24 protein-coding genes and 1 tRNA gene are annotated in these 23692 nt (G+C 37.0%); 8 read left to right on the plus strand and 17 right to left on the minus strand.

Annotated elements, in window-relative coordinates; all coding sequences use genetic code 11:
- Nucleotides 1-70 precede the first annotated feature (70 nt).
- From EA772_RS21100 to glmM, 6 genes are all read right to left on the minus strand, one after another.
- Nucleotides 71-1075, minus strand: a complete 1005-nt coding sequence (locus EA772_RS21100; protein ID WP_116167526.1) for a cytochrome d ubiquinol oxidase subunit II — start codon at nucleotides 1073-1075, stop codon at nucleotides 71-73.
- A gap of 1 nt (nucleotide 1076) precedes the next feature.
- Entirely contained in the window at nucleotides 1077-2408 is a 1332-nt protein-coding gene (locus EA772_RS21105) for a cytochrome ubiquinol oxidase subunit I (protein ID WP_124914827.1), read from the minus strand.
- A gap of 233 nt (nucleotides 2409-2641) precedes the next feature.
- Nucleotides 2642-3541: an MBL fold metallo-hydrolase gene (locus EA772_RS21110; RefSeq protein WP_116167524.1), complete on the minus strand. Its 900-nt coding sequence runs from the start codon at nucleotides 3539-3541 to the stop codon at nucleotides 2642-2644.
- A gap of 71 nt (nucleotides 3542-3612) precedes the next feature.
- Nucleotides 3613-3816 (minus strand): hypothetical protein, encoded by a 204-nt coding sequence (locus EA772_RS21115; RefSeq protein ID WP_010603361.1) that lies wholly within the window; start codon nucleotides 3814-3816, stop codon nucleotides 3613-3615.
- 1014 nt (nucleotides 3817-4830) lie between these two features.
- The gene (locus tag EA772_RS21120; protein WP_124914828.1) at nucleotides 4831-5979 is read right to left on the minus strand and encodes a cysteine desulfurase family protein; all 1149 of its coding nucleotides are present in this window, start codon (nucleotides 5977-5979) and stop codon (nucleotides 4831-4833) included.
- Between the two features lie 3 nt (nucleotides 5980-5982).
- Nucleotides 5983-7371 carry a phosphoglucosamine mutase gene (gene glmM / locus EA772_RS21125; protein ID WP_124914829.1) on the minus strand — a complete coding sequence of 463 codons (1389 nt, stop codon included), beginning with the start codon at nucleotides 7369-7371 and terminating at the stop codon, nucleotides 5983-5985.
- A gap of 526 nt (nucleotides 7372-7897) precedes the next feature.
- Here glmM and EA772_RS21130 point away from each other — a divergent pair.
- From EA772_RS21130 to EA772_RS21145, 4 genes are read left to right on the plus strand one after another with little or no spacing between them, the layout of a single operon-like run.
- Nucleotides 7898-8629 (plus strand): bifunctional 2-polyprenyl-6-hydroxyphenol methylase/3-demethylubiquinol 3-O-methyltransferase UbiG, encoded by a 732-nt coding sequence (locus EA772_RS21130; protein WP_124914830.1) that lies wholly within the window; start codon nucleotides 7898-7900, stop codon nucleotides 8627-8629.
- The gene (locus EA772_RS21135; RefSeq protein WP_124914831.1) at nucleotides 8626-9189 is read left to right on the plus strand and encodes a phosphatase PAP2 family protein; all 564 of its coding nucleotides are present in this window, start codon (nucleotides 8626-8628) and stop codon (nucleotides 9187-9189) included. Before EA772_RS21130 ends, EA772_RS21135 begins: the two co-directional genes overlap by 4 nt.
- Nucleotides 9189-9911 carry a ZIP family metal transporter gene (locus EA772_RS21140; RefSeq protein WP_124914832.1) on the plus strand — a complete coding sequence of 241 codons (723 nt, stop codon included), beginning with the start codon at nucleotides 9189-9191 and terminating at the stop codon, nucleotides 9909-9911. The genes EA772_RS21135 and EA772_RS21140 overlap by 1 nt, the downstream gene beginning before the upstream one ends.
- A 60-nt stretch (nucleotides 9912-9971) precedes the next feature.
- Nucleotides 9972-10598, plus strand: coding sequence for a Uma2 family endonuclease (locus EA772_RS21145; protein ID WP_124914833.1), 627 nt, complete (start codon nucleotides 9972-9974; stop codon nucleotides 10596-10598).
- 9 nt (nucleotides 10599-10607) lie between these two features.
- On the opposite strand, the gene EA772_RS22190 is transcribed toward EA772_RS21145, so the two are convergent.
- From EA772_RS22190 to EA772_RS21180, 8 genes are all read right to left on the minus strand, one after another.
- Nucleotides 10608-10751 (minus strand): DUF5522 domain-containing protein, encoded by a 144-nt coding sequence (locus tag EA772_RS22190; protein ID WP_010600474.1) that lies wholly within the window; start codon nucleotides 10749-10751, stop codon nucleotides 10608-10610.
- Between the two features lie 88 nt (nucleotides 10752-10839).
- Nucleotides 10840-11784: an exonuclease gene (locus tag EA772_RS21150; RefSeq protein WP_124914834.1), complete on the minus strand. Its 945-nt coding sequence runs from the start codon at nucleotides 11782-11784 to the stop codon at nucleotides 10840-10842.
- Between the two features lie 89 nt (nucleotides 11785-11873).
- Complete coding sequence (gene coaE / locus EA772_RS21155) at nucleotides 11874-12482, minus strand: dephospho-CoA kinase (protein WP_124914835.1); 609 nt, start codon at nucleotides 12480-12482, stop codon at nucleotides 11874-11876.
- Complete coding sequence (locus tag EA772_RS21160) at nucleotides 12482-13339, minus strand: CdaR family protein (protein ID WP_124914836.1); 858 nt, start codon at nucleotides 13337-13339, stop codon at nucleotides 12482-12484. Before EA772_RS21160 ends, coaE begins: the two co-directional genes overlap by 1 nt.
- A 277-nt stretch (nucleotides 13340-13616) precedes the next feature.
- Nucleotides 13617-13940 carry a preprotein translocase subunit YajC gene (yajC, locus tag EA772_RS21165; protein ID WP_010600471.1) on the minus strand — a complete coding sequence of 108 codons (324 nt, stop codon included), beginning with the start codon at nucleotides 13938-13940 and terminating at the stop codon, nucleotides 13617-13619.
- Between the two features lie 67 nt (nucleotides 13941-14007).
- Nucleotides 14008-14448 (minus strand): DUF1573 domain-containing protein, encoded by a 441-nt coding sequence (locus EA772_RS21170; RefSeq protein ID WP_168187613.1) that lies wholly within the window; start codon nucleotides 14446-14448, stop codon nucleotides 14008-14010.
- Between the two features lies 1 nt (nucleotide 14449).
- Nucleotides 14450-15400, minus strand: a complete 951-nt coding sequence (nusB, locus tag EA772_RS21175; RefSeq protein WP_116167513.1) for a transcription antitermination factor NusB — start codon at nucleotides 15398-15400, stop codon at nucleotides 14450-14452.
- Nucleotides 15401-15446: 46 nt separating this feature from the next.
- Entirely contained in the window at nucleotides 15447-16535 is a 1089-nt protein-coding gene (locus tag EA772_RS21180) for a Glu/Leu/Phe/Val dehydrogenase (protein WP_010600468.1), read from the minus strand.
- A 108-nt stretch (nucleotides 16536-16643) separates the two neighbouring features.
- Here EA772_RS21180 and EA772_RS21185 point away from each other — a divergent pair, with 108 nt between their 5' ends.
- Nucleotides 16644-18434: an ABC transporter ATP-binding protein gene (locus EA772_RS21185; protein ID WP_124914838.1), complete on the plus strand. Its 1791-nt coding sequence runs from the start codon at nucleotides 16644-16646 to the stop codon at nucleotides 18432-18434.
- Between the two features lie 79 nt (nucleotides 18435-18513).
- On the plus strand, nucleotides 18514-18837 hold the full coding sequence (locus tag EA772_RS21190) for a DUF3276 family protein (protein WP_010600466.1): 324 nt from the start codon (nucleotides 18514-18516) through the stop codon (nucleotides 18835-18837).
- A gap of 80 nt (nucleotides 18838-18917) precedes the next feature.
- Here EA772_RS21190 and EA772_RS21195 read toward each other — a convergent pair whose 3' ends face one another.
- Nucleotides 18918-19382: a DUF5362 family protein gene (locus EA772_RS21195; RefSeq protein WP_124914839.1), complete on the minus strand. Its 465-nt coding sequence runs from the start codon at nucleotides 19380-19382 to the stop codon at nucleotides 18918-18920.
- A 204-nt stretch (nucleotides 19383-19586) separates the two neighbouring features.
- Between EA772_RS21195 and ychF the strand changes: the two genes are divergently transcribed.
- Entirely contained in the window at nucleotides 19587-20687 is a 1101-nt protein-coding gene (ychF, locus tag EA772_RS21200; protein ID WP_124914840.1) for a redox-regulated ATPase YchF, read from the plus strand.
- 279 nt (nucleotides 20688-20966) lie between these two features.
- On the opposite strand, the gene EA772_RS21205 is transcribed toward ychF, so the two are convergent.
- Together EA772_RS21205 and mgtE are read right to left on the minus strand one after the other, a co-directional pair.
- Nucleotides 20967-21581 carry an HAD hydrolase-like protein gene (locus EA772_RS21205; protein WP_010600463.1) on the minus strand — a complete coding sequence of 205 codons (615 nt, stop codon included), beginning with the start codon at nucleotides 21579-21581 and terminating at the stop codon, nucleotides 20967-20969.
- A gap of 11 nt (nucleotides 21582-21592) precedes the next feature.
- On the minus strand, nucleotides 21593-22966 hold the full coding sequence (gene mgtE, locus EA772_RS21210) for a magnesium transporter (RefSeq protein ID WP_124914841.1): 1374 nt from the start codon (nucleotides 22964-22966) through the stop codon (nucleotides 21593-21595).
- 490 nt (nucleotides 22967-23456) lie between these two features.
- Here mgtE and EA772_RS21215 point away from each other — a divergent pair.
- Nucleotides 23457-23528, plus strand: a tRNA-Arg gene (locus EA772_RS21215).
- The last annotated feature ends 164 nt before the right edge of the window (nucleotides 23529-23692 follow it).

A 23692-nucleotide genomic window follows, 5' to 3' on the forward strand; every position in this document is an offset into this window, starting at 1 on the left:
GACCGCCCTAAAAAAAACGCAAACATTCATATTTGCAGGATTAACCCGCAGAACAACATTATTAAACGGACTACTCTTCTTTCTTCTTAAACTTATAAAACAAATAGCCGAGGAAAGGAAGGATTAAAATACTCCCTAACAATAGCGCTAAACCTAAACTGTAAATGGTTTTCGGTGGCCCAACGGTTTCAAAGAGGGAAATTGCCTCACCATTTTTCAATCGGATAAAGTTTGGAAAATGCGCATAACTAATGGCCACTAGAATCATCGTCACCTGAAAACCAGCCAAAACCCTTAATATCTGCGTTTTACCTTTAATCAAAAGATACCAAAGCAAGATTAGAGATAAGCTAGCTAAGATAATGGCGGTGAGCCCAACCATATTTTTAAAAACCCAATCGACTAGTGGAATATGATCGAATTGTGCGGCAATAAAAACCATCGCACCAAATATTACTGCAGCAATATTCATGTACTCTGCTTTTTTGATGAACCTACGTTTATCATGATCGTTATCTGTTTCACCAATAAGGTAAATGGCTGCAAGAAAACCGCAGAGTGCTACTGTGAATAAGCCTACTGCTACTGAAAACCAGTTTAACCAGCTGTATACATAAGCCGAAAGGAAATCCTTCGCATCGGTATCGATATGACCTGAAATCACACTTCCGGCAATGATTCCTAAAAACAGTGGGGTAACAAAACTTGAATACCTAAAAATCCGGTTGTAGAGCCATTGCATATCATCTTTAATCGCATCATAATGACGAAAGACAAAAGCCGTACCCCTTGCGATAATGCCGATAAGCATAATGAGCAAAGGAATATGGAGGTAAACCGACATGGTAGTGTAGATGTGAGGAAAGCCAACAAAAAGGATTACAATAGCAATGATTAACCACATGTGGTTTGCTTCCCATACGGGCCCAATAGCCTGATACATGGTTTTTCTGGTCCTGCTTCTGTTTTTTGTAGAGGTAAAAAGTTCAATAATGCCGGCACCAAAATCTGCTCCGCCCAAAAGGAAATAAAGCAAAATCCCTAAACACAAAAAGGTAATTACAACATATTCCATATTAGTGATCTGAAGTTTTTGGATTTACATTATTATACAATACCGGAACCATTTTTATTTGGCGATAAAGTAAAAACGTTACAATAATGCTAAGTGAAAGATAAATGGCAGAAAATATGTAAAATGAAAAGGCAATACCAGGCATCGGTGTTACTGCATCTTTAGTACGCATAATTCCATAAATAATCCATGGCTGGCGCCCGACTTCGGTTACCACCCATCCGGCTTCTAAAGCTACATAGCCCAATGGAATGGCAAATACAAAGAGTTTAAGCAGCCAGCGTTTCTCTAAAAGCGATTTTTTTCGGATGAGATTAATAAAATAAACGAGTGAGATTAGGGCAAGTAGCGTACCGATACCTACCATAATCTGAAATGCATAGTGCGTGATGGCTACTGGTGGCTGTTCATTTTCGGGAATTTGATCCAAGCCTTTTACTTCCGCTTTGAAATCGCCATGGGCCAGAAAACTTAGTGCTCCAGGAATTTTTATCGCCCCCTTTACGGTTTTATCTTTTTCATTTACAATTCCTCCGATTAAGAGCGGTGCCGGTTTTTCGGTTTGATAAAGCGCTTCCATAGCCGCCAGTTTTGCGGGCTGCCTTTTTGCCACATCTTTTGCCGAGATATCTCCACTTAAAGGTTGAAGTAAAGCGCCAATGCAGGCAAAAACGGCTGCAATTTTAAATGCTTTTAAATGGAATACTTTGTTTTGGTTTCTCAAAATCATTAGGGCGTGTACTCCTGCTACTGCGAAACCAGTTGCAGTAAAGGCTGCTAAACACATGTGCAATGCCTGCGAAAACCAAGCTTTATTGAACATGGCTTGAATGGGATCAATGTTCAGGTATTTCCCATTAACAAAATCAAATCCTGCCGGGCTGTTCATCCAGGCATTTGCAGCCACAACCAATATTCCTGATGCAAGTCCGCTGACGCCAACAACCATTCCTGTAAACCAATGGAACCATTTATTTAATTTATCCCATCCGTAAAGGAAAAACCCCAGGGCTATTGCTTCTATAAAAAATGCAGTTCCTTCTAAAGAAAATGGCATGCCGAAGATTGGCCCGGCGTGTTCCATAAATTTTGGCCAAAGCAGGCCAAGTTCGAAAGATAACATTGTTCCTGATACCGCCCCAGTGGCAAAGAAGATCGCGACACCTTTACTCCAGGCTTTCGTTAGGTTTTTATAAACTTCGTCATTTGTTTTTAGCCATTTGTAATGCGAAACTGCCATAAAAAATGGCATCACCATTCCAATACATGAAAAAATAATATGAAAGCCTAATGATAAGGCCATTTGGGAGCGGGCTGCTAAAAAATCATCCATATCTGATTTGGATTTGTGTAACGCAAATATAACAGATAAGGCCTAAGCTTAAGTAGTTTACGCCCTACGCTTAGGATTTATTTCAAATATAGAATGTTTATAAATTGGAAAAAGATTTGCGCATATATACTTTGTTTTTTGACTTAAAAAAATTGTCATCAACAGCTCAAACTCACAACCGCTTTCAGTTGATGAGATCAGATACGTGAGCGTGTTGTCTCCATTTTTAAGATCTAAACGCCCTTTAATTCATCATAAGCTGCTGTTAAACTCCGTAGAATTCCTTCTCCCTGCCATTCAGGGGCATTGGGTATAGCGGTTGCCTTTAAGATGTCTTCTTTCGATTTTCCGGCTTTGATTTCGGCAGCCACAAAGGTTAATAAATTTTGAAGATAGTTTTGAAAGGCTTTAATATCACTTTTATTTCCGGTTACTTTCTCTGGTTCACGGCTATGACCAAATATGAATAAGGTATCGTTATCAAACTGGTTGTGAATTTTTTCCAGTGCTGTAATCCAATTTCCGATGTGTGCGCCATTTTCTCTGTCGATGTAAGGATATTTTCTGTTAGAAACCAAATCACCCACATGCACAATATTTGCATTTTCGAAATGGTAAACGGCATCACCGTTGGTATGTGCAGAACCATAGTAATAGGCACTTATTTTTTCGTTCCCAACCGGCGCTTTCCAACCCGTACCAAAAGTAGTGTCTGGCAATAATTGTTTATCCAAATTATTGGCCTTCTCTGCTCCTCTTTTTTGGTTTACCAAAGAATTTTGGTGAGCAACAACTTTTTCTGCGAGACCTTTAAATGCAATATTTCCGGCGGTGTGGTCGCTATGATGGTGCGTATTGATCAGATATTTGAATGGCTTCTCACCCAGTTTTTTCAATTCTTCAATTACATGAGGTGCAGAAGCTGGAAATTGTGAATCTACCACAACAAAGCCGTTGGAAGAATTTAACCAGCCGATGGTTCCGCCCTGCTCAGTAAAAATACCAACATTATTTCTTAGCGGCTTGAAATTATATGCTCGAAATATTTCCTGCTGTGCAAATACATCTGTTTTATAAATTGAAAGCAAGGCCATTGCTAATGCCGAGTTTTTAATAAAATTTCTTCTTTCCATTTTCAAATTAACTTAAAAAGCCACAACAAATGCTGTGGCTTAAATTTAATATTTTGCTTCGCGATAACTCGCTAAATTCCTGAACCTGGTGTAGTTCCTGGCTCATGCCCCGGACCAAAAGCATTGTTCTTGCGTCCTTTATCTTTATCAAATAAATTAGTGGCAACTTTTGATGACTTGTTATCATCAAGGTTTCTATTTTCTTTGATATCTTCGGCTGTTTTATCTAGCAATTCATTCTCAATGATTTTGCCTTTTTCTTTATCAGTTCCCATAGTATTTTCAATTGATGTATTATAGGAACAAGTAAAAATTTATTTTGTTTGTGATAGTTGTTTTAAGAATAAGTTTTAACATATTTTACCCTGCCTTTTTTTTAAAGCATATCACCCGCTTAAACTATAAACTCAAAGCATCGATCCAGATAGTTTCCTGAGTTCGTGTATACATCCAAATGAATTAAATTTCCTTTTGTGTATTTTATTGAAGTGATGTGAAGATTCAAATGAAAACGGCGTTAAAATAAACTTGTAAATGTGTTTTCTGTCTGCTAACGATTTTCCATTCTCAAGATTTGTTGATTGTGGAGTAATTTCATAATTTTCCATAACGATAAGATTTATAGAAAGCCTTGGTTGCTTTCGTAGGTTGATTAAATTTTAGAACGAATGTATTCTTGAGCCGAAACTCAAAAATTTAAAAGCTGTTGTAAAATTTGTCTAACCTTATACCATGGGAGTTTTGATAAGGTTTCGTTGAGGAACTAATTGCTATTGGCTTATAGATGGCCTTTATCTTATTTAAAGATAAGTTTTTGTTTCGAGATATACAAGTGTTTTGTATTAGCCATACAGGCTTTCCACTTTTCTTGATAAAAGGTGGCCACAGCCGATCATTTCTGCGGGTTCATGAAATACAAATAAAAACAGTAAAATACAATTCAGAGCCGTTAATTCATCTTATTGTGCTTCGACCTCTGTGTTTTCTTGGCAAATCTTTTGAAAGTTTGCTTGCCCCTTATTGTTTTAGGTGGTAGAATTACCATCTTGAGAGGAGCCTGATAGACGGTTTGATTTATTTGTTATCCGCACCGAACTGACATAACCAAGCATCACAAACCGTTGTAATCTAAACCTGATTGACGTGGAAACCAAAAGCTTTTTCTGCTTTTGTTGAAACAGAAAGCAGGACTCACTTTAATCGCCGAGCTGCAATTGCTTTTCAAAAAATTTGCGATAAAAAAAAGTCCCGAATTGCTTCGAGACTGTTCCTATTTGGTTAATGATATTTTAGGCTAAAGCATTTTGCTTAACAACCATTTTTACTTTCTCGATTACGTAATCTAACTCTTCTTTTGTAGTATATTTACTGAAAGAAAAGCGAACAGATGGACGGTTCGGATCGGCTTTGATGCCGTTTAAAACATGTGAGCCAATGTTTGAACCTGAAGAACAGGCACTACCGCCCGAAGCGCAAATGCCGTTGATATCCAAATTAAACAGCAACATATCGGCCATATCCATCTCCGGGAAAGACACGTTTAACACTGTATAAAGGCTTTTATCTGCATCTGTTTCGCCGTTGAAACCGATACCAGGAATTTCAGCAATTAAAGCTTCTTTTAAATAATCCTTTAACCCCTGAATATGGTTCTGGTGTTGCTCCATTTCTGCATAAGCAATTTCCAGTGCCTTTGCCAACCCTACAATGCCGTAAACATTTTCCGTTCCACCACGCATGTTACGCTCTTGGGCGCCACCATAAATCATCGGTGGAATTTTAATATTGCTATTTACATACAAGAAACCGACTCCTTTCGGGCCATGAAGTTTATGTGCCGCACAAACGATGAAATGGGCTTTTAGTTCCCGTACATTGTGTGTATAATGGCCCATGGTTTGAACTGTATCGGCATGATAAATGGCATTATATTTCTCGCAAATATCGCCAACTTTAATCATATCGGTTAAGGTGCCCAATTCATTGTTGGCATGCATTAACGATACGAAAGTACGTTCGTTGCTGGCAAGCAATTCTTCCAGATGAGCGTAATCAACATTCCCTTTCTCATCAATATTAACAAAACTTAGTTTATCAATTTCGCCATTTTTAAGCATCATATTTAAAGTATGCTCAACCGCATGATGCTCAATTTTTGAAGTGATGGCATGTTTAATTCCATAAGCCGAAATACCGCAGCGAATAGCCGTATTGTCAGCCTCGGTACCTCCCGAAGTAAAAAATATTTCGGATGGAGATGCGCCAAGAAGATTGGCTACTGTTTTACGAGCTTTCTCTACCAAGGTTCTCACCTCGCGACCCAGTGCATGAATAGCTGATGGATTACCAAAAGAGTTCTCCATCACATTTGTCATTTCTGCAATTACGTCCTTATCCAGAGGCGTTGTAGCTGCGTTATCTAAATAAACTCTCTTCATTTGCTAATTCAATTTAAGGATTTCTTTAATGTCTGAAATGATCTTGTTGGCCAAATTTTCGGCTACAGTTTCATTCTCAGCCTCGCTGTAAATACGGATAATAGGTTCTGTATTAGAACGACGCAAATGTACCCATGTTTTATCGAATTCAATCTTCAATCCATCTATGGTACTGTATGGCTGGTTTTTATATTTCTCTTCTACCTGTTTCAATAAATTATCGATATCCATTTCTGGAGTAAGGGTAATTTTATTTTTCGAAATGTGGTATTGCGGATAACTGCTTCTTAATAATGAAATAGATTTACCAAATTTAGCCAGGTGCGTTAAAAACAAAGCAATTCCTACTAAGGCGTCTCTTCCATAGTGCGATTCAGGGTAGATAATTCCACCATTACCTTCACCACCAATGATAGCGTTGGTTTCTTTCATTTTGTTCACCACATTTACTTCACCAACTGCCGATGCGTTATAATCTGAACCTGCTCTTTCAGTAACATCGCGTAAAGCACGTGTTGATGATAAGTTTGAAACGGTGTTTCCTGGAGTGTTTTTCAGCACATAATCAGCAACGGCAACTAAGGTATATTCTTCGCCGAACATGCTTCCGTCTTCGTTTACGAAACACAAACGATCAACATCCGGATCAACCACAATACCTAAATCTGCATTTTGCTTTTGTACCTCTTTAGAAATTTCCGTTAAATTTTCTGGAAGTGGTTCCGGATTATGCGGAAAATGACCGTCCGGTTCACAGTAAAGTTCTGTCACTCTGGTTACACCTAAAGCTTTCAATAAAGCCGGAATAAAGATACCACCTGTTGAATTTACACAATCGATTACGACTTTGAAATCAGCCTTTTTAATGGCTTCAACATCTACCAAAGGCAATGCTAAAACTTTATCGATATGTTTTTGCAGGTAAGTATCGTTTTTAATAACCTTACCTAACTTGTCTACATCAGCAAATTCGAAGCTTGCGCTTTCAGCGATATCTAAAACGTCCTTACCATCTAAATCGCTAATAAATTCCCCGTTTGAATTTAATAGTTTCAAGGCGTTCCATTGTTTTGGGTTGTGGCTAGCCGTTAAAATAATACCACCACCGGCTTGTTCATCAGGTACGGCAACCTCTACAGTTGGTGTAGTTGATAAACCTAAATCGATTACTTCGATACCTAAACCCTGTAAGGTTCCGATCACTAAATTATTCACCATTTCGCCCGAAATACGAGCATCGCGACCTAAAACAATTCTTTTGTTACCTGTTTTTTGTACTACCCAGCTCCCGAAAGCTGCCGTAAATTTTACTATATCTAGGGGTGTTAAGCCATTTCCAGCCTGCCCACCAATGGTTCCTCTTATTCCTGAAATTGATTTTATTAAAGTCACTTTGTGTATTTTATTAGACTTCAAAAATAAGAAAAAAAACAAGATAGCAGCTATTTTTAGACTGGCCTGGTTGGTTAATTTACATTGTTTTTATATCTATTTATACGATATATTTTATAGAAATTAGGTTTGGTATTTAATCAAACGTGTGACTGATTTTTAATTTTTTGTAAAGTAAACGAATCAGTTTGCCTTCATTGCGACGACTGAGGCAATCATCTAATTCCGATTTGTCATTGTGTTTAACCCAAAGCTTTAAAATTGCTCCATACCCAGCAATGACGATTGATTAAGAACAAGCCCTTGTTTCTAAACATGACAGCAGCGGCAGCCCCGAGTTTTTTCTACGAGGGCTACAGCGAATGGCAGGGCTGTAGCTCCCAATAAAAAACTGAACGTTAATTTCCAAACTATAAGATCAACCCTCTGAATTGATAAATTATAAATTGCTTATCTATGAAATTAATGTACTTTGTTTATCCCAATTTTATCTAAGTTTGCAAATTCGTTAACAAAATGCTTTTTTATGCAGCGCAAGTGGTTTCAGTATTGGTTTAATTCGCCATATTATCATATTCTTTATCAACAAAGAAACGATGCTGAAGCCGAATTTTTTATCGATAACCTTACCAAATACCTCAATCCACAACCTGATTCAAAAATACTCGATATTGCTTGTGGTAAGGGCAGGCATTCCATTTATCTGAACAAAAAAGGTTTCGATGTTACCGGGATCGACTTATCAGAGCAAAGTATAAAATATGCCAGGCAGTTTGAAAACAATAAGTTACATTTCCTGGTGCATGATATGCGCAAACTTTTTTACATCAATTATTTCGATGTTGCGCTAAATCTCTTCACCAGTTTTGGCTATTTCGACACCGAAAAAGAACACGTAAATGCACTAAAAACTTTTAGGAAGTGTTTGAAAGCCGAAGGTACCCTGGTTGTTGATTATTTCAATACAGGAAAAATTATCAGAAATTTAAATCACTGCGAAGCAAAGGAACTTGATGGCATTACCTTTAACATCACTAAAAACGTGGTTGATGGAAAAATTATAAAGAAGATAAATTTTGACGACCAGGGCAAAGTATACAATTTCGAAGAACGCGTTCAAGCTTTTTCATTTGAAGATTTTGAAAGGATGCTAACAAAAGCTGGTATGGTGATCCAAAAGTCTTTCGGTAGTTATGCACTTGATGATTTCGATGAATCTAGTTCAGACCGTTTAATTTTAATCTGCAAAAAAGCATGATAGAAAGCATACAGCAATTTGATGTTGAGTTGTTTTTGAAAATCCACCGTGGGCTTTCGAATGGCTTTTTCGATTGGCTGATGCCTTTAATGCGTAACCGTTTTTTCTGGTCGCCACTGTACCTTTTTATTATTGTTTTTTGCATTAAACAGTATAAAAAACAAGGCTACTATATCATTGCAATGCTGCTTTTTACATTTGCTATGGGCGATTTAATTGCATCAAGATTAATTAAGCCTTTGGTTTCGAGAGTGCGTCCTTGTAATGATTTTAACCTGGCCAATGATATTATCCATCGTGTGCCTTGTGGCAGTGGATTAAGCTTTCCTTCAGCACATGCAACCAATCATTTTGCCATTGCGGTATTTTTGATTGGTTTATTTTACAGCAGATGGAAACCGATTTTACCTATTGGAATTTTTTGGGCAGCCATTATTAGCTTTGCACAAGTTTATGTAGGTGTACATTACCCTGTAGATGTTGCAACAGGTGCATTGCTGGGGACTTTTATTGGATTAATCTGCTCACAAATTTTTAAAAAACTACAACCTGAATTTTAATGGAAGCTTGGAAATTTGCCGTACTTTTTTTCTGCGCTTTTTTAGGAGGCTCTTCTATCTTTTTGGTTAAAAGCGATAAATCGAAATTACTAAAACTGATTCTATCATTTAGCGGCGCTTATCTTTTTGGCATTACTGTATTGCATTTAATTCCAGATGCTTATAGCGGACCAGATAAATGGCAAATCGGGGTTTTTATATTAATTGGTTTTTTACTTCAGATATTTTTAGAGCAATTTTCAGAAGGTGTAGAACATGGACATATACATAAACATCATGATGGCCATGTGTTCCCCTTTGGTATTATGATTAGTTTATGTTTACACGCATTTTTGGAAGGAATGCCGCTGGCTAAAGATCAGCATAATGAACTAATCTTTGGAATATCATTGCACCACATTCCTGCAGCATTTGCCTTAGCAAGCATCTTAATGCAAAACCACTTTAAAAAGGGAAGCATTGTTTTCTATTTGCTCATCTTCGCTGCGATGGCGCCACTGGGTTTTTATGTGAGCGTTGGCCTAAGTAACGGAACAATTGGTGGTATAGATGCCTATTTCAATAAAATTATGGGTATTGTAATTGGTATTTTTCTACACATTTCTACAACGATTTTATTCGAATCGAGTGCCGATCATAAAATCAATACCCGTAAAATGGTAGCCGTGCTACTGGGCATTGGTGTGGCCTTGATTGGTTTTTTCGCCGGAAATGTGCATTAATTGAGTTAACAATTTGTCGTTTGCAGTTTACACGAGTTTAAAATTTATGTAAATTAGGAAATGGAAGAAATTGTAAAAGAACCAAATGTAGAATACAAAAAAAGGCATTTTACAGTTGCAGAATACCTCGAGATGGAAAAAGCATCACAAGAAAAGCATGAGTATTTTCAGGGTGAGATATTTTCTTTGCATCAAGATGAGAGTAGCGAAGTAAGATCAATGTCTGAGGCTGGCTTTAATCATAATCTTATTTTTTCCAGCTTGTTTGGATTTCTTTCCACTAAACTCGCAACTTCAAAATGTGTGCCTTTTGGCAGCGATATGAGGATGAATATACCACAAAACTCTTTATTTACCTACCCAGATATTTCTGTGTATTGCAACGAAATTAATCATCCTGAGGAGGACAAGGATACTAATTTGGAGCCAACGGTAATCATCGAAATCCTCTCACCATCAACTAAAAATTATGATCGAGGTGGAAAGTTTAAATTGTATCGTGATATTCCAACACTAAGAGAGTACATCCTAGTTGATTCTGAATCTATATCAGTTGAGGCCTTTTACCTTAATGACAAACAAAACTGGGAATTAATTGAATATAAATTAATTGAAGATGCTTTAAAGTTTGTTTCAATGGGTTTTGAAATTAAATTGAGTGATATCTACAATCGGGTTAAATTTTAGAAAGATTATTCATTTCTTCTCTTTTTTCTTACCGTAACCCCAGGGGCAATGTTTGCATTTATTTTTACAGCAATAGCCTCGCTTTAAATGATATGCTGATGTAAAAACCATCAATCCATCTTCGTTAAAATAAAAGTCTTCTCCCTCTTTCATAAAAATTATTGAGTGAATTTTGAATTATTGAATGAGTGAATTAATTACTACCATTCGCACTTAAATATTCAATCACATACTCATACTATCATTCATTCATGATCTTAATTTCCAGCTTGCCTTTAAAGTAGTCTTTTAATTGTTTCCCATCACCGTGTAAAGTCCAAACCTGTTTTGGTTGCACTTTATTAATAGTTTCTAAAATTGCATTCCAATCTGCATGATCTGAAATATAAAGTGAAATTCCGTTTTGTTGCTGCAGATTCTTCCATCCCGAAGCGAAAGCACGAACAACATTAATGGCTTTATGATAGCTATGAAAAACCATAGGTGGCACGATATATACTTGGTGTTCGTGATGATTTTTCATCACCTTACGATCGTACATCTTATAATTACCCACCTCCATTCCGAAATCCTCATAAATCTTCACAAATGGCATAATACTATGGTGAACCATTATATTTTTTGTGGAGCAATGTTCATTAAGTAAATGAATAATCCGCTGACTTTTACCCAAGGCATAAGCACCCAGCATAATGTTCGCAGTGGTTGCGTTAAGTTTTTTAATTTCTTCAACTGGAGATGGATGCTTGGTATCAGGATTTGCGAAGGTACTTTCGGTAATCAAAACATCAGCAGTAATAAATTCAAAAGGTTCACAGGTAACGTCAGGTTCGATTTTATAATCGCCGGTATAAAGGTATTTTATGCCTTGATATTCCATTAAAACTTGCGCCGAACCCAGTATATGACCAGCAGGATAAAAAGTAATGGCTACATCCTTAATTTTAAAAGTTTCGTGGTAATTTTTGACATGGAAATCGCCAGCTGCAAACTTACGGTAACGATGTTTCATGAAACTTTGCGTTGCAGCGGTACAATACACATGCTGACTTCCCCCTATCGCATGATCGCCATGGGCATGAGATACCACCGCCTCGTTAACTGGTTGTTGCGGATCTAAAAAGAAATCACCATAAACACAATATAAACCAGTTGGGGTTATGGTTATAAAATCATCTAAAATCATTAATCAGGATTTTTAAGATTTAAGGATAAACATGATTTTAGTTGAAACATTACTTGGAGAAAATATATTTGTAAATAATAAGATGAATGTTAAATCTGAACGCCAGCAGCAGTGTTCAGAAAATGATGGTGCAAGGATAAAACCTGTTCAATAATTGAATGCGTTTCATCGTTGATAATAAAGTGATTGGCTAACTTAGCCTTTTCTTCATCACTCCATTGCTTGTCCATCCTGGCTTTAACCTGTTCTACTGAAACCTGATCGCGTTGCATTACCCTTGCCAATTTAACTTCAAGCGGAGCAGTTACCAAAATTGTCGTATCGCACATTTTGTAAGAACCACTTTCGAAAAGTAATGCTGCTTCTTTTAGTGTATAGGGAACATTCGGATCAATTGATTCTTCCCATCTATCAAACGCCCTAAATACTGCAGGATGAACCAGGGCATTCAACTTTGCGAGTTCAGCTTCGCTATTAAAAACGATACCCGCAATATGTTTGTTATTCAGTTTTCCATCATCAAAATAACTATTTTTACCAAAGGTTTCTTTAATTCCTGCGATCAGTATTTCGTCCTGAACCATTATATTTTTTGCTTCGGTATCTGCGTAGAAAACAGGAATACCCAAAACCTCAAAAACTTTGCAGACAGTAGTTTTGCCGCTACCAATGCCACCTGTTATACCAACTTTATACATTATTTTTCTACAACAAAATCAACTTTTGACGGGATGACACTAACGAGCTTACAGTAATCCGGAAATTCTGTTATTTTAACTGCGAATTGTTTATGACCTAAATTCTTCCACTCATCTACATCAACCGTAGCTGTAATAAAATTTGCATTCACTTCAGCATAACTACCCAGCGCAACCAGAAATGTTACCTTAATTTTTTTTGGATATAATTTGATGCTGTTATAATTTGTATTGTTAACGATCTTTAAAGGCACTTCAACAGTTTTTTCGGTAAATTCATCAACTGACAATTTTACTTCCGTTGAGGATGGATAAATACTGACATTTTTATGAATGCTATGCTGTAAACCAATTCTAACTGTGCTGCTACTTTGCAGGTTACTGATTTTCAATGTATCAGTTGGCCAAAACTCAATTTTGCTTAACTCTTCCATCGGACCGGCTACTTTTATTTTTTTTGGGCTAAGAATGGTTTCTTTTGCCAAACCATACTGCTTTGCAAATTCCAGCTTGCTAACCAGCCTGACGTCAACGTTTTTTACTACCCGTTTTGTAAAATCGAAATATAGTGTATCTGGCTTAACTGAAATAACTTTTTGTGCACTGCCAACCTGTTTATTTACCTGATAAAGCTGATCAGAAAACACAATGAAGTCCTTAGTATTTAACTGACTGAGATTGACTGAAATAGATGGAGGGCTGATCCTCAAGCGGGCAAATAGCAGCTGCCATCCTGTTCCTTCAACTTCCAAATCAACAGTATCAGATTGCAAAGGATAAAAGGCCCGCTTAGTCGGGTTATTTTTAAAAACAATAACCGTTTTTGCGATATAATTATACTTATTATTTAACGCCATAAAAAGCCACGCCGCTATAGCCAGAAAAAGGCAGGCTAGAAGTGTAAGTGCACGGCGTCTCTCGACTTGAGTTAATCTGATAAAGGGCATATTGTAAAGTAAACCAACTTTTGTCTAAGTTTTTGTTTCAGGTAACAATTGTTTCAAATGTAGCAAATTAAGTAGTGGCTCAAAAATAATCTAATCAACTAGCTCTTTTTGAAGTTCATCAACACCATAAAATAAAAAGAGGGTGTCCAATTCATTTGAACACCCTCTTCAAAAAAGATAAGCTAAATTATGCTTTTGCTGTAGGTGCTACAACTGCTTTAGTAGCATCTAAAGATACTGCGGATTTATCAAAACGAATTTTTACACCACCTTCAACTTCAATTAAAAAAGTGGTATCATTCATATCAGCAATACGGCCATGAATACCCGCTGTTGTAATAATCTTATCACCTTTTTTCAATCCTTCGATTAATTTTTTATGATCTTTTGCTTTTTTAACCTGAGGACGGATCATGAAAAAGTAGAATACTACCGCGATAGCACCTAACATGATTAATTGTCCGTATTGGCCAAATCCACCTGTTGCTTGTAAAATTACTGTTGATGTCATTTCTTATTTATTATATTTATAAAGTTGATCACGGATTATTATAGTGAATCCATCATCATTCAATTTATTATTTTTTGGTGAGTACCTCTCCTACCAAATGTACGGTAGCAATGGTAGGGTTTGCGTTTGAAGTTACCGTAACTACTTTGTCTTGCATGCCCTCTTTACCCTCGCTATTAAAGATCACTTTAATTACACCTTCCTTGCCTGGCAAAATCGGCTCTTTGGGTACTTCAGGAACAGTACAACCACAAGTAGCAGTAGCGTTCGAAATAATTAACGGGCTTTTACCGGTATTTTTAAACTTGAAATCATGCTGGACTTTCTCTCCCTGATTGATTTTTTTAAAATCGAAGATATCGCTCTCGAACACAATTACTGCGGCATCTGGTGAAGCAATTGTGTTGGCCGATGAATCACCGCCGGCAACCGCTGTTGTTGAATTATTAGCGTTGCGACAAGCAGTAAAAGATAAAGCCGCAATGGCAAGGATTAATACTTTTTTCATTTTACTCTTCAATTAAACCACGACCGATCTTTTTGATCGTATTCGTTTTTTTAAGATCACCTAAAATTTTGTCTAAAATACCGTTTATGAACGAATTACTTTTCGGTGTACTGTAATCTTTTGATAATTCAAGATACTCGTTGATGGTTACTTTTACCGGAATTGATGGGAAATTTAACAACTCACAAATCGCCATTTTCATTAAAATCGTATCCATTAGCGCAATACGCTCCGATTCCCAGTTCTTGGTACGTTCTGCAATCAATTCCTGATACTTAGCATCGTTTTGCAAAGTATAAACAAATAAATCCTGAACAAATTTGCTGTCTTCAATCCAGTCGGCACTAATTTCAGTTAATTTATTTTTAAAAGGATCATCGAAAGTGAAGTTCTTCAGTGTTTTAGCAACCATACCCTTCATCACTTCGTGATCTACCTGCCAGTTAATAAATTTCTCTTCAAAAACCTGAATAATCCCCTGATTTTTAAGGATGATTTTTCTGAAAATATATTTGATGATATCTTTTGATGATTCTAAACTTTCGTTTGGATCTGCAAGGTAATCAGCATACTCTTTTGATGCCTTCAAAGAGTTAAATACGGTTTTACGAATTTCCGGATCGAAACCCCAATCAACCTTGTACTTTTTTACTGCTGAAACATACTCAGGGTTTTGCTGCATTAAAACGCTAAACTTATTGTGTAGCAGTTTCATATTTGGATTTAAATCCTCAGCCGTTTTAAGGTGTTTGTTAGCACGTTCTGCAGCGTCATTAGCTGTGAACTCGGTAACTTCAACCATTAGTGAGAGCATCCAGATGTACATTTCGTACACGCTATCGATGCTTTGCATTAAAGTTTTAAGATCACCTTTAATGTCTTTTTTGTCTGCCATGTGCCATGCAAAAATATTTTGCAAAGCTTTAATTCTTAAGTGCCTTCTGTTTAACATGAATGTAAGAACGAGTGCGGTTTATAAAACCTGTTTTAATAATTATTTAATATGATGATTTAATTTTTTTAACATCTGCAATACGCTTTTCGGCTATACGATTTGCGGCAATATTTGTCGAGATATTTTCTGCTTTACTCAGTTTGATTACACTGCGTGTGGCATCATAAATATTTTCAGTAAGCTGAACAGTGCGTTTCTTTCCAAAGCCAGTCCACTCTGAATAACAAGAAATCAATCCGCCAGCATTAATTAAATAATCCGGTGCAAAAAGAATTCCTTTTTTCAGTAATAACTCACTATCTAAAACTTCATCTTTTAACTGATTGTTTGCGGAGCCTGCGATGATTGCAAACTTCATTCTTTCGATAGTTTTGTTATTCACCGTGGCACCCATTGCGCATGGCGCATAAACATCTGCGTCGCAACCAAAAATTTTGTCAGCCTCGATAGGTTTAGCTTTGTATTTACGGGCTACGTAAGTCAATTGTTCCTGATTAATGTCGCTAATTAAAACCTCAGCATTTTCCTTTCTCAGTAAAGCAACCAAATGTTCCCCAACATTTCCAATACCCTGTACAACAATGGTTCTGCCAGCCAGCATATCGGTACCAAAAACCTCTTTTACGCTTGCCTTAATACCTAAATAAACGCCTTGAGCAGTAAAGGGAGCAGGATTACCAGCACCTCCAATTGATTCTGGTACACCGGTTACGTAATTGGTTTCCATACGAATGTATTCCATATCACGCGTATTGGTTCCCATTTCCTCTGCGGTAATGAATTCACCATTCAGGTTTTTAATAAACCTGCCATAGCTACGCATTAAAGTTTCTGTTTTATCTTTACGAGAATCGCCAATGATTACACCTTTGCCGCCACCGAGATTTAAGCCTGTAATGGCCGATTTGTAAGTCATTCCGCGAGATAGACGAAGTGCATCTTCTAAGGCTTCGCCTTCTGTTGCATAACTCCACATCCTCGTTCCGCCTAAAGCAGGACCTAAAGTTGTATCGTGAATGGCAATAATAGCTTTTAAACCTGTATCGGGATCATTACAGAAAACCAATTTTTTATGCCCGTAAGCACTCAATTGCTCTAAAATGGATGAATCTGACGAAGAATTTGCTGGCATAATGAACGTTCGGCTAACCTGCTGCAAAATTAAAATAAAAAACCATTATTACACCTATTTAACGAAACTATAACAAAATTATATCTGCTTTGGCTAAATTTGTCAGGAATGAAACATCTAAGCAGATTAAACAAGTACTTTTTAAAATATAAATGGTGGATTATTCCGGGCAGTATTTTCGTCGTGATCTCGAATATTTTCGGTGTAGTGCCAGCGCAGGTTATCGGCTATGCTGTTGATTTAATTACAGAAAATGTGCAGGTGTACAACCTGTTTAATGGATTTAATCGCCAAGAAATTATCTACGATATTTTCAGCAGCAATCTGTTATATTTTGGCCTGCTCGTCATCGCATTATACGTTTTACGTGGATTGTTTCTTTTTTTCATGCGTCAAACCATTATCCTCATGTCCAGGCATATTGAGTTTGATATGAAAAACGACATCTATCAGCACTATCAAAAATTAAGTTTAGGTTTTTACCGCCGTAATAACACTGGCGACTTAATGAATCGGGCTACGGAAGATGTGAATCGTGTTAGAATGTATGTGGGCCCGGCAATTATGTACACCATCAACACCTTTGTGCTTTCAGTACTTATCATTTGGTCGATGTTTGATGTGAATTCCAAACTGGCAATTTATTGCCTGCTCCCACTACCCTTTTTGGTCATCATCATCTACTATGTAAATACCTTGATATTTAAGAAAAGTGGAAAAATACAAGAGCGATTATCAGATTTATCGAGTTTTGTACAAGAACGTTTTTCAGGCATTCGAATCATAAAATCTTACGTACGCGAGGATTACACCCGTAACATGTTCGAAATTCAAAGTAATGATTATAAAAAAGATTCGATGAGCCTGGTGAAGGTTTCAGCGCTTTTTTATCCTACCATGCTGTTATTAATAGGCTTAAGTACCATCCTAACTATTTACGTTGGTGGTATTCAGGTCATGAATGGTAGCATTACTGCCGGAAATATTGCAGAGTTTATCATTTACATTAATCAGTTAACCTTTCCGGTAACCATGTTAGGTTGGGTAACTTCGTTAATTCAACGAGCGGCTGCATCTCAAAAGCGGATTAACGAATTTTTGGATATTCCTTCTGATATCCAATCTACAAGTACAGCAGAAAGTGAAATCAATGGCAATATCAGGTTTGAAAATGTAAGTTTCACCTATCCTGATACCGGAATTGAAGCATTGAAAAATGTGAGCTTTCAAATTAACAGCGGAGAATTTGTTGCTATAATTGGAAAAACAGGTTCCGGAAAATCAACATTGGCAAATCTGTTGATGCGAATGTATGATGTTGAAAACGGCAGGATTAGCATTGATGGAGAAAACCTAAAATCGCTAAACCTTAAAAATTATCGTAGTCAGATTGGTTTTGTACCTCAGGAAGTTTTCCTTTTTTCAGATACCATTAAAAATAATATTGCTTTTGGTTTAGATCAGGTAACGGATGAAGAAGTTCACGATGCAGCAAAAAATGCATCGGTTTATAACAACATCATCGGGTTTGAAGAGAAGTTCCAGACGATGCTTGGTGAACGCGGAATTACATTATCCGGTGGACAAAAACAACGGGTTTCCATTGCAAGAGCATTAATCAAATCGCCGAAAATCTTAATATTTGATGACTGTTTATCAGCTGTTGACACCAAAACTGAAGAAGAGATTCTTCAAAACTTAGGCAAAATTATGTTGGGCAAAACCAGCATATTAATTGCCCACCGTATTTCTACTATAAAAAATGCCGATAAAATACTCGTTCTTGACGACGGAAAAATCATCGAGCAAGGCACACATAATGAATTACTTAGCCTGAATGGCAGTTATACCGAACTTTATAATCACCAACTTCTGGAAGAAGAAACGAGAACAATTTAAATTGTATTAAAATTGTATTTTGAACTTTAAATATTTGCTTTATATTTACCGAAACCAAAAACCAACATCAATACCAACCATGGGAGAATTCGACAACAAGGAAAGAGAAGAAGTTTTTTCAAAGAAAGTAAGAGCAGGTAAGAGAACTTATTTCTTCGACGTGAAGGCTACTCGCTCAGGTGATTATTATTTAACAGTTACCGAGAGCAAGAAAAGATTAGAAGACGGTGTATTCGTTAAACACAAAATCTTTTTATACAAAGAAGATTTTGAGAAATTTGCAGAAGGTTTAAACGAAACTGTTGATTACATTAAAACTCACCAGGATGTTGTTGAAAAACGCTATGAATACTCTGAAAATGGGGAACACAGCACTAAAGCAACCGATGATTTTTCATTTTAAGTAAATATAATTTCAATAAAAAGGCCTTTGTTATTTCAACAAAGGCCTTTTTATTTGCATTGGATATATTGAAAATTTACTTAGGCTACGGCCATGCCGGCGCCAACTAAAAATATCATTAAAAAATAGAATGCGATAATGGCTATCGTAACAATACCCCAAAATTTAAAAAGCGATTTTAAATTTGATATTGCCTGATTTAAGTTTTCCTGGTCGCCAAATAATACCCCTTGTTTTCCTTTGTTTGCCACTCTGTTTAATAGTATACTTGGATAAAATAACAGCAAGCCCATCACAAAATAAATTACTGTGATAATTGTAGCTCCACTAGCGCCCAGTTGCCCCATTTGTGCTGCTATAGCTGGGTTACTATTCACCAATGCAGGGATACTGAATGCAGCAAGAATAATAAAAACAGAAATAACAAAACCTACAACCGAAAGAAACTTGGCCCATTTGGTAATATCGTAAAGATAACTGCGCATGTCTTCGGTAACCACCAATTTTACTTCTTCAGCTTTCTGCTGCTCAAATTCTTCCATCATATGTTTTAATTTTCTATAAACTTAGATAAAATATCCATGTACCACAAATTGCCATCTTAAAATAAAGGTTTAAAAGCTTATCTTTGCCGCCTGAAAAAGGTGAAAGGTGAAAGGTGAAAGGTGAAAGGTGAAAGGTGAAAGGTGAAAGGTGAAAGGTGAAAGGTGAAATCGTAAATCGTAAATAATAAAATCAAGATAATATAAATGGCATTACAATGTGGTATTGTAGGTTTACCAAATGTTGGAAAATCGACTCTTTTTAACTGTTTATCAAACGCGAAAGCGCAGGCGGCAAACTTTCCGTTTTGTACAATCGAACCAAATGTTGGCGTAATTACTGTGCCTGATGAGCGTTTGACAAAGCTTGCTGAACTGGTTAAACCAAACAAGGTACAACCAAATACAATTGAAATTGTCGATATCGCAGGTTTAGTAAAAGGGGCTTCAAAAGGTGAAGGTTTAGGCAACCAGTTTCTTGGCAACATCCGTGCTACAAACGCAATTATACACGTTTTACGTTGCTTTGATGATGGAAACGTGATTCACGTAGATGGTTCAGTTGATCCCATTCGCGACAGGGAAATCATTGATACAGAATTGCAGCTTAAAGATTTGGATACTGTTGAAAAACGTATTCAGAAAGTGGAGAAGATGGCTAAAACCGGCGGCGATAAAGATGCAAAACGTACCTATGAGATTTTGACTGTTGTTAAATCGCATTTAGAAAGCGGAAAATCGATCCGTACTGCGCCATTGGCTCAGGAAGATTTTGATTTTATCGAAGATTTAGGTCTGTTGACTCAAAAACCGGTGATGTATGTTTGCAATGTTGATGAGGCATCGGTAGTTACAGGAAACAAATATGTAGATCTGGTGAAAGCAAATGTTGCTGATGAAAATGCAGAAGTTTTAGTCATTTCTGCAAAAATTGAATCAGAAATTGCTGAACTAGAAAGCTATGAAGAGCGCCAGGAATTTTTAGCAGATTTAGGTCTGGATGAATCAGGTGTAAACAAATTAATTCGTGCAGCCTACAAATTATTAAATCTTTTCACCTACTTCACCGCAGGTGTGCAAGAAGTTAGGGCCTGGACGATTACCAAAGGTTTTACAGCGCCACAAGCAGCTGGTGTAATCCATACAGATTTTGAAAAAGGATTTATCCGTGCTGAAGTAATAAAATATAATGATTTCGTAACCTTAGGTTCAGAAAATGCCTGTAAAGATGCTGGTAAATTAGGTGTAGAAGGAAAAACGTACGTGGTAGAAGATGGTGACATCATGCACTTTAGATTTAACGTTTAACCCCAACCCTGAAGGGGCGTTGATAAATATAAGGCCACTCTTCCGAGTGGCCTTTTTATTTATTTAACCACGGAAACACAAAAGCCGCGGAACAATCTTGATCGACAATCATCCAGGCCAATTTGCAACTGTAAATAGTAGCATTAACATAGTTAATCAAACCTGATTGCAGTGGCATCCCCAGATTTTTCATCTGGGATATAACGGAAAGCAGGAGCAAAATCAAAAAAAGCCGTGTAATTGCTTTCCTGAAAATAAATCGGTTGTTATTAAATTGATCTATAATTCCAATCCAAAACCTGCCAATTGCGCTTTGGTATCTTCATACGTGGTGTGATGAATTCCTTTTAAACCCAATCCTTCAGCAACCTGAACAAAAAGCATCCGGTCGTCAATGTATAAACTCGTCTCCACGTCGCTTTGAGAAATATCAATCGCTACTTTAAAAATATCTGCATCCGGTTTGCGGAAATGAACAAAACTTGATGAAACAAAAAAATCAACAAATTCATTCAGTTTGAAAGTATTAATTCGATATTGATTTAATTCTCTTCCCTCGTTGCTGATTACTGCTACTTTCAGGTTATATTTTTTTTTTAAATCACAAATCAAATCAATCATCTCCGGATATGGAAGCGACTTTTTGAACATAAATTCTTTGAAATCATCATAAGTAAACGAACGCTCTTCAAAGAAAACGATACGTTCCAAATATTCATCAAGCGTTAGCTTACCTACCTCATAAGTATCGAAGGTTAAATGATGGCGTTCTTCTAAATCAACAGAATCGAGATTAAAAAGTACTGCAGCTTCGCCTCTCGCCTGCCTATCCCATCCGTTGGTTAATAAAACCCCACCAATATCGGTAAACAATGTTGTTATAGTTTTCTGCATCTTATAAGTTATTAAAGTAAAATACCGCTTAAAAAAAGTATCGCGAATGAGAAATAGATAATTAAACCTGTAACATCTACCAGGGTGGCAACAAAAGGTGTGGAAGACACCGCCGGATCGGCACCAACCTTTTTAAGTAATAAGGGCAACATCGAGCCCATCAAAGTTCCCCAAAGCACTACTCCTATCAGCGAGCAGCCTACAACCAAGCCAATTCGGACGTAATGATCGGTAAAGCCTGGCCAAAACAATTGCCACGTTCCAATTACCGCAAAGCTGAGTAAACACAAAGTACAGCCCAATAAAATTCCCGAAAAAATCTCTCTTCGCATCACATTCCACCAATCTCTAACGGTTACTTCGCCTAGCGCCATAGCCTGAATAATAAGCGTTGCGGCCTGAGAACCGCTATTGCCACCGCTCGAAATAATCAAAGGAATAAAAGTGGCTAAAATTACAACCTGTGCAATTTGATTTTCGAAATTTGACATTGCCGCTATTGTTAGCAGCTCACCAAAAAACAAAACGATTAGCCAAACCACACGTTTTTTATAAAGTTCAAAAACAGGCACATCTAAATAAGGTTCATCTAGAGCCTGCGAACCACCAATTTTATGAATATCTTCAGTGTATTCTTCGTTGGCAATCCACAGGATATCATCAACAGTTACAATACCAAGAAGAATGTTGTTTTCATCAACTACCGGCAAAGCCACCCGATTGTTCATCCTGAAAATACTAATTGCATCTTCCTGTGGATCATTGGCCCTCAAAGCAATGAAGCGCTTATCCGTCAATTCACCAATAACGGCTTCAGGATCTGCCAATAAAACTTCGCGAATCCGAATGTCATCTAAAAGCGCTCCGTCTTTATCTATAACGTAAACTACATCTATCGTTTCCGAATTTTTGCCATACCGCCTGATGTGCGCCAAAACTCTGGCAATAGTCCATTCTGGCTTGACAGCAATGTAATCTGGCGTCATTAATCGGCCAATACTGTACTCGTTGTAACCTAAAAGCGCCAGCGATTCTTTACGTTCTTCGGGTGGCAGAAGCGTAATCATTTTTTTTACCACATCGCCCTTCAACTCACTGAAAAGTGCTGTACGATCATCAGGAGGCAAATCTTTTATGATTTGATTGAGTTTGTTTCCGGTAAGTTTTTTAATAATTCTTTCCTGGGTAGGGAAATCCAGAATCCGGAAAACGTTAACTGCCCGGTTAAGTGAAATCGTTTCGATGAATTTAGCTGCATATTGTGGAAGTTCGTCAATTAATTCCTCCACATCCGAGATATTCAGTTCATCGAGATAACGCTTTAATGCTTTATCATTCTCTTTTTCAAGCAGTTCCTGAATCTCCTCTACAACCAATTCTTCCATAAACAATTATTTATTTTTTACATGCCAAAAGCCTCTATTAACGGTTCGCAAAGGTGCGTTTTTATTTTTAAAAAAGCCAATTTCGAAGTTAAGAGCGCATTAATTTTTAGTAAAGCAAGGTTACTTTCGCTTCGGTTTCCTCAGTCCTTCTTTCCACTTTATCTTTTTCGCTGAAGGGCTCAAAAGGATATCGCTTCAATAAGGTTTATTACACTTCTTCAAATTGTCTTTTGGATGCTCCGGTTAGCGAAAGTTCATTTTTTCGCTAATAAAATTTTTATCAGTGCTCGTCGAAAACCTGAATTAAAGCCAGCCTTGTAATTTCAACAGAAATTAATACTTAGGCACTCTATTCTCCTCATTATCACCGCCCGATCTCCAAAAACCAACAGCAAACCAAACCTCTTGTTTGAGCGTGACAAAAACAAAGTTGATTTTACGCTTCATATTACAAGAAACTAACATTTTGATTTTCTATATTTGCACCCTCGCTCCCGTAGTTCAATGGATAGAATTATGGTTTCCGGTACCATCGATATGAGTTCGAATCTCGTCGGGAGCACAAAGAGGCAACATTTCGATGTTGCCTCCTTTTTTTCCTATCAATTTTATTTCTCCACCCACTATTTGAGGTAATTTTCGGTAAGGAATTTTCACCCTCATTAATTTAGACCTTAAAAAAAATGCCCGAAATAAATTTCAGGCATTTCTTTGTCATTGATGACT

Origin of the sequence: Pedobacter sp. G11 (assembly GCF_003860265.1) — a bacterium.
Lineage (GTDB): Bacteria > Bacteroidota > Bacteroidia > Sphingobacteriales > Sphingobacteriaceae > Pedobacter > Pedobacter agri.

Coding starts and splice junctions, on each gene's coding strand:
- EA772_RS21190 (WP_010600466.1), top strand. CDS start 18,514: ATGGGAGAATTCGACAACAAGGAAAGAGAAGAAGTTTTTTCAAAGAAA.
- mgtE (WP_124914841.1), bottom strand. CDS start 22,966: ATGGAAGAATTGGTTGTAGAGGAGATTCAGGAACTGCTTGAAAAAGAG.
- nusB (WP_116167513.1), bottom strand. CDS start 15,400: ATGTTAAACAGAAGGCACTTAAGAATTAAAGCTTTGCAAAATATTTTT.
- EA772_RS21205 (WP_010600463.1), bottom strand. CDS start 21,581: ATGCAGAAAACTATAACAACATTGTTTACCGATATTGGTGGGGTTTTA.
- EA772_RS21195 (WP_124914839.1), bottom strand. CDS start 19,382: ATGATGGAAGAATTTGAGCAGCAGAAAGCTGAAGAAGTAAAATTGGTG.
- EA772_RS21180 (WP_010600468.1), bottom strand. CDS start 16,535: ATGCCAGCAAATTCTTCGTCAGATTCATCCATTTTAGAGCAATTGAGT.
- EA772_RS21140 (WP_124914832.1), top strand. CDS start 9,189: ATGGAAGCTTGGAAATTTGCCGTACTTTTTTTCTGCGCTTTTTTAGGA.
- EA772_RS21145 (WP_124914833.1), top strand. CDS start 9,972: ATGGAAGAAATTGTAAAAGAACCAAATGTAGAATACAAAAAAAGGCAT.
- EA772_RS21120 (WP_124914828.1), bottom strand. CDS start 5,979: ATGAAGAGAGTTTATTTAGATAACGCAGCTACAACGCCTCTGGATAAG.
- ychF (WP_124914840.1), top strand. CDS start 19,587: ATGGCATTACAATGTGGTATTGTAGGTTTACCAAATGTTGGAAAATCG.
- coaE (WP_124914835.1), bottom strand. CDS start 12,482: ATGTATAAAGTTGGTATAACAGGTGGCATTGGTAGCGGCAAAACTACT.
- EA772_RS21150 (WP_124914834.1), bottom strand. CDS start 11,784: ATGATTTTAGATGATTTTATAACCATAACCCCAACTGGTTTATATTGT.
- EA772_RS22190 (WP_010600474.1), bottom strand. CDS start 10,751: ATGAAAGAGGGAGAAGACTTTTATTTTAACGAAGATGGATTGATGGTT.
- EA772_RS21110 (WP_116167524.1), bottom strand. CDS start 3,541: ATGGAAAGAAGAAATTTTATTAAAAACTCGGCATTAGCAATGGCCTTG.
- EA772_RS21130 (WP_124914830.1), top strand. CDS start 7,898: ATGCAGCGCAAGTGGTTTCAGTATTGGTTTAATTCGCCATATTATCAT.
- EA772_RS21185 (WP_124914838.1), top strand. CDS start 16,644: ATGAAACATCTAAGCAGATTAAACAAGTACTTTTTAAAATATAAATGG.
- EA772_RS21170 (WP_168187613.1), bottom strand. CDS start 14,448: ATGAAAAAAGTATTAATCCTTGCCATTGCGGCTTTATCTTTTACTGCT.
- EA772_RS21105 (WP_124914827.1), bottom strand. CDS start 2,408: ATGGATGATTTTTTAGCAGCCCGCTCCCAAATGGCCTTATCATTAGGC.
- yajC (WP_010600471.1), bottom strand. CDS start 13,940: ATGACATCAACAGTAATTTTACAAGCAACAGGTGGATTTGGCCAATAC.
- EA772_RS21115 (WP_010603361.1), bottom strand. CDS start 3,816: ATGGGAACTGATAAAGAAAAAGGCAAAATCATTGAGAATGAATTGCTA.
- EA772_RS21100 (WP_116167526.1), bottom strand. CDS start 1,075: ATGGAATATGTTGTAATTACCTTTTTGTGTTTAGGGATTTTGCTTTAT.
- EA772_RS21160 (WP_124914836.1), bottom strand. CDS start 13,339: ATGGCGTTAAATAATAAGTATAATTATATCGCAAAAACGGTTATTGTT.
- EA772_RS21135 (WP_124914831.1), top strand. CDS start 8,626: ATGATAGAAAGCATACAGCAATTTGATGTTGAGTTGTTTTTGAAAATC.